This is a genomic window from Vibrio sp. TBV020, assembly GCF_046056895.1.
In the GTDB taxonomy this organism is placed as follows: domain Bacteria; phylum Pseudomonadota; class Gammaproteobacteria; order Enterobacterales; family Vibrionaceae; genus Vibrio.
Genome location: NZ_JBEEAQ010000003.1, coordinates 2858546 through 2872577, shown reverse-complemented (window position 1 = coordinate 2872577; position 14032 = coordinate 2858546). Strand labels below are relative to the sequence as shown.

General features: G+C 44.4%; 10 protein-coding genes. 8 read left to right on the top strand and 2 right to left on the bottom strand.

Annotation, left to right across the window (positions count from 1 at the left end; all coding sequences use genetic code 11):
* The first annotated feature begins 1 nt into the window (after position 1).
* Positions 2 to 1228 (top strand): cell division protein FtsZ, encoded by a 1227-nt coding sequence (gene ftsZ, locus AAFX28_RS21155; protein ID WP_394127525.1) that lies wholly within the window; start codon positions 2 to 4, stop codon positions 1226 to 1228.
* A gap of 97 nt (positions 1229 to 1325) precedes the next feature.
* Complete coding sequence (gene lpxC / locus AAFX28_RS21150; RefSeq protein ID WP_408690531.1) at positions 1326 to 2243, top strand: UDP-3-O-acyl-N-acetylglucosamine deacetylase; 918 nt, start codon at positions 1326 to 1328, stop codon at positions 2241 to 2243.
* Between the two features lie 57 nt (positions 2244 to 2300).
* On the opposite strand, the gene AAFX28_RS21145 is transcribed toward lpxC, so the two are convergent.
* Positions 2301 to 2756 (bottom strand): DUF721 domain-containing protein, encoded by a 456-nt coding sequence (locus AAFX28_RS21145; protein ID WP_408690530.1) that lies wholly within the window; start codon positions 2754 to 2756, stop codon positions 2301 to 2303.
* A 349-nt stretch (positions 2757 to 3105) separates the two neighbouring features.
* Here AAFX28_RS21145 and secA point away from each other — a divergent pair, with 349 nt between their 5' ends.
* The 6 genes from secA (at position 3106) to AAFX28_RS21115 (ending at position 13150) form a co-directional block, all read left to right on the top strand.
* Entirely contained in the window at positions 3106 to 5829 is a 2724-nt protein-coding gene (gene secA, locus AAFX28_RS21140) for a preprotein translocase subunit SecA (protein ID WP_408690529.1), read from the top strand.
* A gap of 137 nt (positions 5830 to 5966) precedes the next feature.
* Complete coding sequence (mutT, locus tag AAFX28_RS21135; RefSeq protein ID WP_408690528.1) at positions 5967 to 6365, top strand: 8-oxo-dGTP diphosphatase MutT; 399 nt, start codon at positions 5967 to 5969, stop codon at positions 6363 to 6365.
* Positions 6366 to 6443: 78 nt separating this feature from the next.
* The gene (gene dapB, locus AAFX28_RS21130; protein ID WP_408690527.1) at positions 6444 to 7268 is read left to right on the top strand and encodes a 4-hydroxy-tetrahydrodipicolinate reductase; all 825 of its coding nucleotides are present in this window, start codon (positions 6444 to 6446) and stop codon (positions 7266 to 7268) included.
* A 535-nt stretch (positions 7269 to 7803) separates the two neighbouring features.
* Positions 7804 to 8943: a glutamine-hydrolyzing carbamoyl-phosphate synthase small subunit gene (gene carA, locus AAFX28_RS21125; RefSeq protein WP_004744942.1), complete on the top strand. Its 1140-nt coding sequence runs from the start codon at positions 7804 to 7806 to the stop codon at positions 8941 to 8943.
* A 16-nt stretch (positions 8944 to 8959) separates the two neighbouring features.
* On the top strand, positions 8960 to 12190 hold the full coding sequence (gene carB, locus AAFX28_RS21120) for a carbamoyl-phosphate synthase large subunit (protein ID WP_408690526.1): 3231 nt from the start codon (positions 8960 to 8962) through the stop codon (positions 12188 to 12190).
* Positions 12191 to 12370: 180 nt separating this feature from the next.
* Positions 12371 to 13150 carry a TSUP family transporter gene (locus AAFX28_RS21115; protein ID WP_408690525.1) on the top strand — a complete coding sequence of 260 codons (780 nt, stop codon included), beginning with the start codon at positions 12371 to 12373 and terminating at the stop codon, positions 13148 to 13150.
* Here AAFX28_RS21115 and AAFX28_RS21110 read toward each other — a convergent pair.
* Positions 13086 to 13946 (bottom strand): LysR family transcriptional regulator, encoded by an 861-nt coding sequence (locus tag AAFX28_RS21110; protein ID WP_408690524.1) that lies wholly within the window; start codon positions 13944 to 13946, stop codon positions 13086 to 13088. The two genes, AAFX28_RS21115 and AAFX28_RS21110, sit on opposite strands and share 65 nt — an antisense overlap.
* Between the last annotated feature and the right edge of the window lie 86 nt (positions 13947 to 14032).

Below are 14032 nucleotides of genomic sequence, written 5' to 3'. Positions count from 1 at the left end.
CATGTTTGAACCGATGATGGAAATGTCTGACGATGCAGTAATCAAAGTCGTTGGAGTTGGTGGCGGTGGTGGTAACGCCGTTGAACACATGGTGCGTGAGTCCATCGAAGGTGTTGAGTTCATTAGTATTAACACTGATGCTCAGGCGCTTCGTAAAACCAGTGTGAATAGTGTTATTCAGATTGGTGGTGATATGACTAAAGGTCTGGGTGCTGGTGCGAATCCTCAAGTAGGACGTGACGCAGCTCTCGAAGATCGCGATCGTATTAAAGAAGAGCTCAACGGTGCCGATATGGTATTTATCGCAGCTGGTATGGGCGGTGGTACTGGTACAGGTGCAGCTCCGGTAATTGCAGAAGTAGCAAAAGAGCTAGGTATTCTGACAGTTGCTGTTGTAACTAAGCCATTTAGCTTTGAAGGTAAAAAGCGTTTAGCTTTTGCTGAGCAAGGTATTGAAGAGCTTTCTAAACATGTGGATTCGTTAATTACGATTCCAAATGAAAAGCTACTGAAAGTACTTGGCCGAGGCATCACTCTACTAGAAGCTTTTGCTAGTGCGAATGACGTATTAAAGAATGCAGTACAAGGTATTGCGGAACTGATTACTCGTCCTGGCATGATCAACGTCGACTTTGCGGATGTTCGCACAGTGATGTCGGAAATGGGTCATGCAATGATGGGTAGCGGTGTTGCGAAAGGCGAAGATCGCGCTGAAGAAGCGGCAGAGATGGCAATCTCAAGCCCACTTCTAGAAGACATCGATCTTGCAGGCGCTCGTGGTGTCCTAGTAAACATCACAGCTGGCCTAGATATGCGTCTAGATGAGTTTGAAACTGTAGGTAACACAGTTAAAGCATTCGCATCAGACAACGCAACAGTAGTAATCGGTACTTCATTAGACCCAGATATGGCTGATGAAATCCGCGTGACTGTTGTCGCAACAGGTATTGGTAACGAGAAGAAACCTGATATCACTTTAGTTGCGGGCGGCAAGGCAAAAGTAGCACCAGTTGCTCAGCCTCAAACTCAACCACAAACGGCTCCTGCACAGCAGACTGTCAATAAAGTGGAAGAAAAGCCGGCACCAACTTTGCAAGAGAAACCACAGGTTACTCCTCAGCCAACGACAACACCATCAGGTTCTGGTGCAGGTCAAAGTGCAGCACCAAAACCTGAGAAAGAAGGCTACTTGGATATTCCAGCGTTCTTACGTCGTCAAGCTGACTAAAAATACTACAATTTGACACTGTTCGATTTTGTGGTAGCATGCACGGTCAATATCGTTTATTGACCGTGATTTGTAGCATATTTACTGAGGCAAGCAGATGATCAGACAACGTACTCTGAAAGAAATGGTGAAAACAACTGGTGTGGGTCTCCACTCTGGTCGTAAAGTCACGCTTACTCTTCGCCCAGCAGCTGCAAACACAGGTATCGTGTACCGTCGCACCGACGTAAATCCACCGGTAGATTTCCCCGCTGACCCTGAATCAGTTCGTGACACTATGCTGTGTACAGCATTAGTTAACGATGCAGGTGTGCGTATTTCTACGGTAGAGCACCTTAATGCTGCGCTTGCAGGTATGGGAATCGACAACATTGTTGTTGAAGTTGACGCTCCAGAAATTCCAATTATGGATGGTAGTGCAAGCCCGTTTGTATTCTTACTACAACAAGCAGGTATTGAAGAGCAAAACGCAGCAAAACGTTTCATTCGCATTAAAAAACCAGTTCGTTTTGAAGATGGTGATAAGTGGGCTGAATTCGTTCCATTTAACGGTTTCCGTATGGATTTCGAAATTGAGTTTAATCACCCTGCGATTGATTCAGACGAACAGCACCTACTGTTTGACTTCTCTTCACAAGGCTTTGTGAAAGAGATTTCTCGTGCACGTACTTTCGGTTTCATGCGTGATATCGAATACCTACAATCACAAAACCTAGTTTTGGGTGGTAGTTTTGACAACGCGATTGTTCTTGATGAGTACCGTATTCTAAATGAAGAAGGTTTACGATTTGAGAATGAGTTTGTTACTCACAAGGTACTAGATGCAATTGGTGACCTTTACATGTGTGGTCATCCAATCATTGGTGAGTTCCGTGCATTCAAATCAGGCCACGGCTTGAATAACCAACTACTTCGTTCAGTTCTTGCTGACCAAGAAGCTTGGGAATGGGTAACATTCGAAGAAGAAGCGACATCTCCAGTTGCATTCGCAGAGCCAAGTATGGTTCTAGCGTAAAAAGAATCTTAAAAAAGCCAGACGAAAGTCTGGCTTTTTTTATGCCTGAAAGATTAGTTAATCATCTCTTTTCGCCAGCTTTGCTAAGCTTTCTAGTCGAGCTTTCACTTTGGGCGAAGCACCGGAAGCAATCATTTCAAGATACTGAGCCGCCGTTTCAGAAATAGGATCGCGAGGCTTACTCTGCTGGTCTTTTTCTTTCTCTACTCGATAGAGATCAGGGTTGATCTGAACAGAGACTGCGATCAATCGTGCGAAGCCTTTTGATCTTAACTGGTTTAAGATATTTAAACGCTCATAATCGATCTTCATTTTGATGCTAGCGCTTGCCACCTCAAGGATCAATTGACCATCTCGAATGTTTGCCACTCGGCAATGTTGTTCCGTCCCGCGTGGCAAGATCGTTTTTAATTCACTATTGATCATCATGATCTCTTTAGCGTGTTGCTGAAGTTGAGATAATCTCGAATCTGCAATAATGTCATCGCCAAGAGTTGGGCGGTGGTCTCTCATAATCTGCCTCACATAAAACGGACCTCTCTAGTTTAGTGAATGCATGCGTTCGAAGATAGATAAATCGCCTTTTTCCTTCCCTCTGTTCTACCTTTAGCGAGCAAACAAGCACCATATAACGGTAAAAAATAAAGAGTGGTTCAAACAAATCACTATGTTATTGGTTGTTAGAGACAAAATTTCATAAACTAAGCGCCACTTAAAGTAACACAAGCCTTGAAATCTATAGTTCTCATCACAATATCTGAGGAAAGTGATTTATCTCAGTATCCTAAGTTAAAAACTGTTAGAGACTGAAGGCATTAAAAGTAGATCGGGCCCGATCTAAGTAAAGAGAGATTCATAGCAAATGATTACTAAGCTACTGACAAAGGTAATTGGCAGTCGCAATGACCGAACACTGCGCCGCCTGAGAAAGATTGTAAAAGAGATTAATAACTACGAGCCGACCTTTGAAGCACTTTCTGATGAAGAATTGAAAGCTAAAACTGTTGAGTTCCGTCAACGCTTAGACCAAGGTGAAACGCTAGACAAGCTACTACCAGAAGCATTTGCGACTGTACGTGAAGCATCTAAACGTGTTTACGGTATGCGCCATTTTGATGTGCAGCTTATCGGTGGCATGGTCTTAAACGCTGGTCAAATCGCAGAGATGCGTACTGGTGAAGGTAAAACCTTAACAGCAACCCTACCGGCTTACTTAAACGCGCTAAAAGGTGCGGTTCACGTAGTAACTGTGAACGACTACCTTGCAAAGCGTGACGCGGAAACCAACCGTGTTCTATTCGAATTCCTAGGTATGACAGTGGGCATTAACGTGCCAAACATGCCTCCACAAGAGAAGAAAGAAGCGTACCAAGCCGATATTCTTTACGGTACAAACAACGAGTTTGGCTTTGACTACCTACGTGACAACATGGCTTTCCGTGCGGAAGACCGTGTACAACGTGAACGTTACTTTGCTATTGTCGATGAGGTGGATTCAATCCTAATCGATGAAGCTCGTACACCGCTTATCATTTCAGGTCCAGCTGAAGACAGTTCTGATCTTTACACACGAATCAACACACTGATTCCTCATCTAGAGCTTCAAGATAAAGAAGATTCAGAAGAGTACCGTGGTGAAGGTCACTACACTATGGATGAAAAATCCAAACAGGTTCACCTGACTGAAAATGGTCAAGAATTTGTTGAAGAGTTGATGATTAAGAACGGCCTGATGGAAGAAGGTGATACGCTTTACTCTCCAGCTAATATCAGTCTGTTACACCACGTAAACGCTGCACTTCGTGCTCATGTTCTGTTTGAAAAGAACGTTGACTACATCGTTAACGAAGAAGGCGAAGTGGTTATCGTTGATGAACACACCGGTCGTACTATGCCAGGTCGTCGTTGGTCTGAAGGTCTTCACCAAGCGGTAGAAGCGAAAGAAGGCGTTAAAATTCAAAACGAGAACCAGACACTAGCGTCTATCACGTTCCAGAACTTCTTCCGTCTATACGAGAAACTGTCAGGCATGACAGGTACCGCAGATACTGAAGCATTCGAATTCCAGTCGATCTACGGTCTAGAAACAGTCGTAATTCCAACTAACAAGCCAATGATTCGTAACGATATGCCGGATGTGGTTTATCGTACAGAAACTGACAAGTTCAACGCGATTATTGAAGATATCAAAGATCGTGTTGCTAAAGGTCAGCCGACGCTTGTTGGTACAGTATCTATCGAGAAATCAGAGCTTCTTTCAAATGCTCTGAAGAAGGCGAAGATCAAGCACAACGTACTTAACGCTAAGTTCCACGAGAAAGAAGCGGAAATCGTTGCTGGTGCAGGTACTCCTGGTGCGGTAACTATCGCAACTAACATGGCAGGTCGTGGTACCGATATCGTGTTAGGTGGCAGCTGGCAATCAAAGGTTGAAGCGTTAAGCAATCCAACACCAGAGCAGATCGCAGAAATTAAGGCAGAGTGGAAGAAAGTTCACGACGCAGTACTTGAAGCGGGTGGTCTCCATATTATTGGTACTGAGCGTCATGAATCACGTCGTATCGATAACCAGCTACGTGGTCGTTCTGGTCGTCAAGGTGATGCAGGTTCTTCACGTTTCTACCTATCAATGGAAGACTCACTTCTACGTATCTTTACTTCAGATCGTATGGCGAGCCTAATCCAAAGTGGTATGGAAGAAGGTGAAGCAATTGAATCTAAGATGCTGTCACGCTCAATCGAAAAAGCTCAGCGTAAAGTTGAAGGTCGTAACTTCGATATTCGTAAGCAGCTACTTGAGTACGATGATGTTGCCAATGACCAGCGTAAAGTCGTTTACGAACTACGTGATGAGCTAATGAGCGCTGAAGACATCAGCGAAATGATTGAGCAAAACCGTGAGGATGTTCTATCAGCTGTGATTGATGAGTACATTCCGCCACAATCTCTAGAAGATATGTGGGATGTGGAAGGTCTACAAGAGCGCCTGAAGAATGACTTTGATATTGATGCGCCAGTAAAACAGTGGCTTGAAGAAGACGACAAGCTTTACGAAGAAGCCCTACGCGAGAAAATCCTTGAAACAGCGGTTGCTGTCTACAAAGAGAAAGAAACAGTCGTTGGCGAACAAGTGCTGCGTAACTTCGAGAAATCAGTAATGTTGCAAACGCTAGATACGCTTTGGAAAGAGCACCTAGCGGCAATGGATCATCTACGTCAAGGTATCCATCTACGTGGTTATGCTCAGAAGAACCCGAAACAAGAGTACAAGCGTGAATCGTTTGAGCTGTTTGAAGGTCTACTTGATGCACTGAAAACTGATGTGATTACGATCTTGTCAAAAGTTCGTGTACAGCAGCAAGAAGAAGTTGAACGTATGGAAGCTCAACGTCAAGCGCAAGCTGAAGAAGCTGCTCGTCGAGCTCAAGCTCAACATGCATCAGCGGAAAACCCACTGTCTGACGATGAAGAATCTGAAGATGCTCACCAACCAATGGTACGTGAAGAGCGTAAAGTTGGTCGTAACGAGCCTTGCCCATGTGGTAGTGGTAAAAAGTACAAGCAATGCCACGGTCAGATTAACTAATTTGGCACTGATATATAAATAATGAAGAGTCGCTTAGGCGGCTCTTTTTGTATGTGAACTCAGTTGTTCCTCCTTCTTGAGGATGACGTAATTCATGATTGAGTTGGCTATAAAGGTTATAGAAAGGAACACCATCAATGAAAAGAATCCACATCGTAGCGGCCATTATCTTTAATCAAGATAAGTCGCAAATCTTCATCACTAAGCGTCCTGACGATAAGCACAAAGGCGGTTTTTGGGAATTTCCTGGTGGTAAAGTTGAAGCGGGAGAAACAATTGAGCAAGCGATGCTTCGTGAGCTAGAAGAAGAAATCGGCATTACGACAACTGAGCAAGCTTTGTTCGAGCATTTGGAATTCGATTACCCGGACAAATCCCTGAAATTTGATTTTATTACTGTGACACAGTTTGATGGTCAGCCATATGGTAGAGAAGGGCAGCAAGGAGAGTGGGTTGATGTCGCTAAGCTGGCAGAGTATGCCTTTCCTGAAGCAAACGTGCCAATTCTAGAGCGAGTAATAAAAGAGTTCGCTTAAGCGCTAGCCACTGATGACGAATGTTGTTAGTTTATTGAGATAGATTGGAATAACTGCAAATACGCAGGACGAAAAAGAATGGAGAACAGCGCAATGGTAAGAATTGCAGTTGCGGGTGCGGCAGGCCGTATGGGACGCAACCTAGTCAAAGCGACGTACAATAATGAAGAAGCATCAGTTGCAGCCGGATCTGAACGCCCTGAATCGTCACTCGTTGGCGTAGATTTAGGTGAGTTATGTGGTGAAGGCAAATTTGATGTTGTTGTTACTGACGATCTTGCCAAAGACATTGAACAGTTTGATGTGATTATTGATTTCACAGCGCCAGTCAGCACTTTGGCAAACCTAGAGTTATGTCGCCAACACGGTAAAAGTATCGTGATTGGTACAACGGGTTTTTCTGATGAAGAACGTGCTCATATCGATCTCGTCTCGAAAGAAGTACCAGTTGTAATGGCTCCGAACTATTCCGTGGGTGTAAACCTTGTCTTTAAGCTGCTAGAAAAAGCAGCGAAAGTGATGGGTGATTATTGCGATGTAGAGATTGTTGAAGCTCACCACCGTCATAAAGTAGATGCTCCATCTGGTACCGCTATTGGTATGGGTGAAGCGATCGCAGGTGCTATGGGTAATCAGTTAAATGATGTCGCTGTTTATGCGCGTGAAGGAATTACTGGAGAGCGTACAAAAGACGAAATTGGTTTTGCGACAATTCGTGCTGGTGACATTATCGGTGAACATACTGCAATGTTTGCTGATATCGGTGAGCGTGTAGAGATTACTCATAAAGCGACTGATCGTATGACTTTTGCCAATGGTGCAGTTAAAGCGGCAGTATGGTTGAAATCTAAACCAGCTGGCTTTTATACAATGACCGATGTGTTGGGGCTTAACGACCTATAAAATGAATATTAGTCTAGTTTCTTAACATCGATAAATGGTGTTAAAAACATAGAATAGATAATTATGCGCTGGGCTTGCCCGGCGTTTTTTGTATTTGCCCTTGTAGGCGAAACAGTGAAATAGATATAGAACAGCAATTAGATAGTGAGTTTAGTGTTTCTTTTGGTTGTTTGGTTTTGTTTTTGTGGTGAGGCGGCTAAAAATCTATCTTGAAAATGCTGTTGCATCGTTTGCGTAGAAAAAATGGAAAAAAGTGTGATCTTGGGTTTGCTAGAATTCCTCTGTTTCATAAATGATTAATCATAACTCAATTAAAACACCACTAAACTTGGGTTTTTAGCGCTCTAAAACGATTTTTTGTTTTAATGCCCCTAAATATTAAATTTATTTTTGAGACAATATTGACAGGTCTCATCTACATCACTAGAATACCGCCAATTTGTCTAATTTCCATAAACACGCACTTTTGAGTGTTGCAGGAAGGTAGATTTGCAAATTAAATCAATTTTAATGCATTTTTATTCTGGAGGTTGTCTTGAGTAAGTCAGCACTGCTAGTCCTAGAAGATGGGACAGTATTCCACGGTGAATCCATTGGCGCAGATGGTTCTGCTGTCGGTGAAGTCGTTTTTAACACCTCGATGACGGGGTACCAAGAAATCCTCACTGATCCTTCCTATTCTCAACAAATCGTTACTCTTACTTACCCTCACATTGGCAACACCGGAACCAATTCCGAAGACGAAGAATCTTCTTCAATTCATGCACAAGGCCTTGTGATTCGCGACCTTCCTCTTATCGCTTCTAACTTCCGTAACGAACAATCTCTTTCTGACTACCTTAAATCGCAAAATATCGTCGGCATTGCTGATATCGATACGCGTAAGCTTACGCGCATTCTGCGTGAGAAAGGTGCGCAGAACGGTTGTATCGTTGCAGGCAACAACCTAGACGAGGCTCTAGCGCTAGCTAAAGCGAAAGAATTCCCTGGCCTAAAAGGTATGGACCTTGCGAAAGAAGTTACAACAAAAGAAGCGTATCAATGGAAGCAAGGTTCGTGGACGCTCGAGGGTGGCCTTCCTGAAGCGAAAGACGACAGCGAATTGCCATATCACGTTGTTGCCTACGACTTCGGTGCAAAACGCAACATCCTGCGTATGCTTGTTGACCGCGGCTGCCGCCTAACGGTTGTTCCTGCTGAAACTTCAGCAGAAGAAGTATTGGCTCTTAATCCAGACGGTGTTTTCTTATCAAACGGCCCTGGCGACCCAGAACCATGTACTTACGCGATTGAAGCAACAAAAGTATTCCTAGAAAAAGGCCTACCAATTTTCGGTATCTGTCTTGGTCACCAAATCCTAGCTCTTGCTTCTGGTGCACAGACAGTGAAGATGAAGTTTGGTCACCACGGTGCTAACCACCCAGTTAAAGACCTTGATCGTAACGTTGTGATGATTACTTCTCAGAACCACGGTTTTGCTGCAGATGAAGCAACACTACCTGAGAATCTACGTGCAACTCACGTATCGCTATTTGATGGCTCACTGCAAGGTATCCACCGTACAGACAAGCCAGCGTTTAGCTTCCAAGGTCACCCAGAAGCGAGCCCAGGTCCAGAAGACGCGGCACCGCTATTTGACCACTTTATCGAACTCATTAAACAACACAGCGCTTAATTCGGAGTAGTAGAGAATGCCAAAACGTACTGACTTAAAAAGTATTCTAATTCTAGGTGCAGGCCCGATTGTAATCGGTCAGGCATGTGAGTTTGACTACTCTGGTGCTCAAGCATGTAAAGCACTGCGTGAAGAGGGTTACCGAGTTATCCTTGTAAACTCAAACCCAGCAACCATCATGACTGACCCAGACATGGCGGATGCAACGTACATTGAACCAATTCAGTGGGAAGTTGTTCGTAAGATCATTGAAAAAGAGCGTCCAGATGCAGTACTACCAACAATGGGTGGTCAGACAGCTCTTAACTGTGCACTAGACCTAGAAAAGCACGGCGTACTTGAAGAGTTCGGCGTAGAGATGATTGGTGCAACAGCGGACGCTATCGATAAAGCAGAAGACCGCTCTCGTTTTGATAAAGCGATGAAATCTATCGGCCTTGAGTGTCCCCGTGCTGATACTGCGAAAACAATGGAAGAAGCTTACGCTGTACTGGATATGGTTGGCTTCCCATGTATCATTCGCCCTTCATTTACTATGGGTGGTACTGGTGGTGGTATCGCTTATAACAAAGAAGAGTTCGAAGAGATCTGTCGCCGCGGTTTAGACCTTTCTCCAACGAACGAACTTCTAATCGATGAGTCATTAATCGGTTGGAAAGAGTACGAGATGGAAGTGGTCCGCGACAAAGCGGATAACTGTATCATCGTATGTGCGATTGAAAACTTTGACCCAATGGGTATTCACACTGGTGACTCAATCACGGTTGCACCGGCACAGACACTAACGGATAAGGAATACCAGCTAATGCGTAATGCATCTCTAGCGGTACTTCGTGAAATCGGTGTTGAGACTGGTGGTTCAAACGTACAGTTTGGTATTAACCCGAAAGATGGCCGTATGGTTATCATCGAGATGAACCCACGTGTATCTCGTTCTTCTGCTCTAGCGTCTAAAGCAACAGGTTTCCCAATCGCTAAGATTGCCGCGAAACTGGCTGTTGGCTTTACACTTGACGAGCTACAAAACGACATCACTGGCGGTGCAACTCCAGCATCATTCGAACCAACAATCGACTACGTAGTAACTAAGATTCCTCGTTTTAACTTCGAGAAATTTGCAGGCGCTAACGACCGTCTTACTACTCAGATGAAGTCAGTTGGTGAGGTTATGGCGATTGGTCGTAACCAACAAGAATCTCTACAAAAAGCACTTCGTGGTCTAGAAGTTGGCGCGACTGGCTTTGATGAAATGGTTGACCTAGATGCGCCAGACGCTCTAACTACAATTCGTCACGAGCTAAAAGAAGCGGGCGCTGAGCGTATTTGGTACATCGCAGATGCATTCCGTGCAGGTATGTCTGTAGACGGTGTATTCAACCTAACGCAAATTGACCGTTGGTTCCTAGTTCAAATTGAAGACTTAGTGAAACTTGAGCAAGAGCTTAAAGCGAAAGGTTTTGCTGGCCTGAACAAAGAAGAGCTAACGAAACTTAAGCGTAAAGGTTTCGCGGATGCTCGCCTATCTAAGATTCTAGGTGTTTCTGAAAGCGAAATCCGTCGTCTACGTGACCAATACGATATCCACCCAGTTTACAAGCGTGTTGATACCTGTGCGGCTGAGTTCTCTTCTGATACTGCTTACATGTACTCATCATACGATGACGAGTGTGAAGCGAACCCAACTGACAAAGACAAGATCATGATTCTTGGCGGCGGTCCAAACCGTATCGGCCAAGGTATTGAATTTGACTACTGTTGTGTACACGCATCACTAGCACTACGTGAAGATGGCTACGAGACTATCATGGTTAACTGTAACCCTGAGACTGTTTCAACAGATTACGATACTTCAGACCGTCTGTACTTCGAACCAGTAACACTGGAAGACGTACTAGCAATTGCGCGCGTTGAGAAGCCTAAAGGCGTTATTGTTCAGTACGGTGGTCAAACGCCACTTAAACTGGCTCGTGCTCTTGAAGCAGCAGGTGTGCCAATCATCGGTACTAGCCCAGATGCAATCGACCGTGCAGAAGACCGTGAGCGTTTCCAAGTTGCGGTTGACCGTCTAGGCCTACTTCAGCCAGAGAACGCGACAGTAACAACAATGGAACAAGCGGTAGAGAAAGCTCGCGAAATTGGTTACCCATTAGTTGTACGTCCTTCTTACGTACTGGGTGGTCGTGCGATGGAAATCGTGTACGACGAGCAAGATTTACGTCGTTACTTCAACGAAGCAGTCAGCGTATCGAACGAATCTCCAGTTCTTCTTGATAGCTTCCTAGACGACGCTGTTGAGGTAGATATTGATGCAATCTGTGATGGTGAGCGCGTAGTAATTGGCGGTATCATGGAGCACATCGAGCAAGCGGGTGTTCACTCGGGTGACTCAGCATGTTCTCTTCCTGCATACACGCTAAGCCAAGAAATCCAAGACGTAATGCGTGAGCAAGTTGAAAAGCTAGCTTTCGAGTTGGGTGTTCGTGGTCTGATGAATACGCAGTTTGCGGTTAAGAACAACAACGTATACCTAATCGAGGTGAACCCTCGTGCAGCGCGTACGGTACCGTTCGTATCGAAAGCAACAGGTGCACCAATCGCTAAGATTGCGGCACGTGTAATGGCGGGTCAATCTCTAGAAGCTCAAGGCTTTACCAAAGAAATTATCCCACCATATTACTCTGTGAAAGAAGTTGTACTACCGTTCAACAAGTTCCCTGGTGTTGACCCACTGTTAGGCCCAGAAATGCGCTCAACAGGTGAAGTTATGGGTGTCGGTGCAACGTTCGCAGAAGCTTACGCGAAAGCAGAACTAGGTTGTGGCAAGGTTTACCCAGAGGGCGGCCGAGCACTACTTTCTGTACGTGAAGGTGATAAAGAGCGCGTTGTAGACCTAGCATCTAAGCTTTCTAAGCTTGGCTACCAGCTAGATGCAACTCACGGTACTGCGGTTATTCTAGGTGAAGCGGGCATCAACCCACGTCTAGTTAACAAGGTACATGAAGGTCGTCCACACATTCTTGACCGTATCAAGAACAATGAGTACACCTACATCGTTAACACTGCTGCAGGTCGTCAGGCTATCGAAGATTCGAAAGTACTACGTCGTGGCGCGCTAGCTGAGAAAGTGAACTACACGACAACGCTAAATGCAGCGTTTGCAGCGTCTATGGCTCACACAGCTGACGCATGTGCATCAGTGACATCAGTTCAAGAGCTACACGCTAAAGTAGCTGAGAACGAAGCGTAATAAAAATCAGTAGGCTCGCAACAGAGCCTATATGACAACCTCATTGCCCGCTCTTTTGAGTGGGCTTTTTTATTTTTTAATTATTGAAAAATAGGAATAGGTTTAAATCTAATCTTTCGTTAAAAGAATGGTTAACTTGATGGTATTTTGTACTCAGAGACTTAAAAATTATTGATAGAAATGGAACTCACATTAGAAATTCTCACCATCCTGTTCTTTGTTGCTACTGTCGCGGGCTTTATTGATGCTATGGCTGGCGGCGGAGGCTTATTAACCTTACCTGCGTTACTTGCTGCTGGTGTACCGCCGACACAGGCATTGGCGACCAATAAACTACAAAGCTCGTTTGGGAGCTTTTCAGCCAGTTGGTATTTTGTGCGAAATGGCATCGTTAGTATTAAAGAGATGCGCTTGGCGATCGCCTGTACCTTTATCGGTTCTGCAGTCGGAGCTGAAGCGGTGCAGTATATTGATGCTGGCGTATTAACGAGTCTTATCCCGTTATTATTAGTCGCTATTTCGCTCTATTTCTTAATGATGCCGAAAACTAGGGAACAATCAGGTAAGGCCAAAATCTCTGAAGCTATGTTTGCTTTTAGTGTCGGTGGTGGCGTTGGTTTTTATGATGGTTTCTTTGGCCCAGGGACTGGTTCGATCTTCACCGTCTGTTTCGTTGTACTTGGTCATTTCTCACTGGTCGATGCGACTGCTCGTACAAAAGTGCTCAACTTTACTTCTAATATCGCCGCGCTACTGTTTTTCATTCTGGCCGGTTTACCTATCTGGGAACTAGGTCTAGTGATGGCTGTAGGTGGTTTTATCGGGGCTCAGCTTGGTGCTAAGGTTGTGGTGAGTAAAGGGCAAAAGTGGATTCGCCCTTTGGTGATTACGATGTCTATGCTAATGGCGCTGAAGCTACTTTGGGAACAGCATCAGCAATGGCTGTTATCACTGTTTTGATTCTAGGGTTCTGATACGAAGACGCTCGACAACAGATATTAATTGGACGATATAAAGGTGTGAGTTGTCTAAAGTGCGAACAATACTTGGACTCAATTTTCATCGCTTTAATTACCGAGATTGGAACAAGCGCAGGGGCAATTCCTGCTATAGCTAACTGCGCCGCTGCAGAGTAGGAATCCATTTGCATGATTGGGGTGATGCCTAACTCAGTTAAAATATCGATTTGATAGCTATTCGCTGGGTTGTTTAGGTCGTTGGTGATAATCGTTTTTGGTAAAGCTTGGAGCTGGCGATCAAATACGATATAGAATGGTTCATCAAGTAAGTGAAATTGCAGTAGGTTATTTTGCTTAGTAAGGTGACCTGCGCAAACACCAATATGGGCTTTACCTGATTCAACATGTTCAACGATTCTTGGTGTGTGATTGGTAGTTAAAGTAAGGTAAGGATCTGATTTAAAGTGATCACCAATGATCGGTGAAAGGTAACCAGCTACTAAAGTTTCTGAGCAATCTAGGCGAATAATCGTTTGATCAGCCATAGTTTGCTGCTCATAAATGAGTCCTCTTAACTCATTAAATGTTGGCCCGATCGTAGTGATCAAATTGATCGCATCTTGCGTCAACTGCACGTTGCGTCCATCAGGTACTATGAGCTTTTTACCTAACTTCTTTTCGAGATTAGCGATGCGCTTACTTACCGCCGATTGACTGATATAGAGTAAGCTTCCTGTGCGGCTCATGGTTTTTGCTTTACTTAAGACAAGTAAGGTCTCAATGCCTTCCAATAGCATATGGTTCACTCTAGAGGGTAACTAATGAGGCTAATGTATCAAATAGAGTGTGAAATGAGGTATAGCTGAATACAAAAAAGGCGCTC

Excerpts from the sequence above, each read along its gene's own strand:
- ftsZ (WP_394127525.1), top strand. The coding sequence starts at position 2 with ATGTTTGAACCGATGATGGAAATGTCTGACGATGCAGTAATCAAAGTC.
- lpxC (WP_408690531.1), top strand. The coding sequence starts at position 1,326 with ATGATCAGACAACGTACTCTGAAAGAAATGGTGAAAACAACTGGTGTG.
- AAFX28_RS21145 (WP_408690530.1), bottom strand. The coding sequence starts at position 2,756 with ATGAGAGACCACCGCCCAACTCTTGGCGATGACATTATTGCAGATTCG.
- secA (WP_408690529.1), top strand. The coding sequence starts at position 3,106 with ATGATTACTAAGCTACTGACAAAGGTAATTGGCAGTCGCAATGACCGA.
- mutT (WP_408690528.1), top strand. The coding sequence starts at position 5,967 with ATGAAAAGAATCCACATCGTAGCGGCCATTATCTTTAATCAAGATAAG.
- dapB (WP_408690527.1), top strand. The coding sequence starts at position 6,444 with ATGGAGAACAGCGCAATGGTAAGAATTGCAGTTGCGGGTGCGGCAGGC.
- carB (WP_408690526.1), top strand. The coding sequence starts at position 8,960 with ATGCCAAAACGTACTGACTTAAAAAGTATTCTAATTCTAGGTGCAGGC.
- AAFX28_RS21115 (WP_408690525.1), top strand. The coding sequence starts at position 12,371 with ATGGAACTCACATTAGAAATTCTCACCATCCTGTTCTTTGTTGCTACT.
- AAFX28_RS21110 (WP_408690524.1), bottom strand. The coding sequence starts at position 13,946 with ATGCTATTGGAAGGCATTGAGACCTTACTTGTCTTAAGTAAAGCAAAA.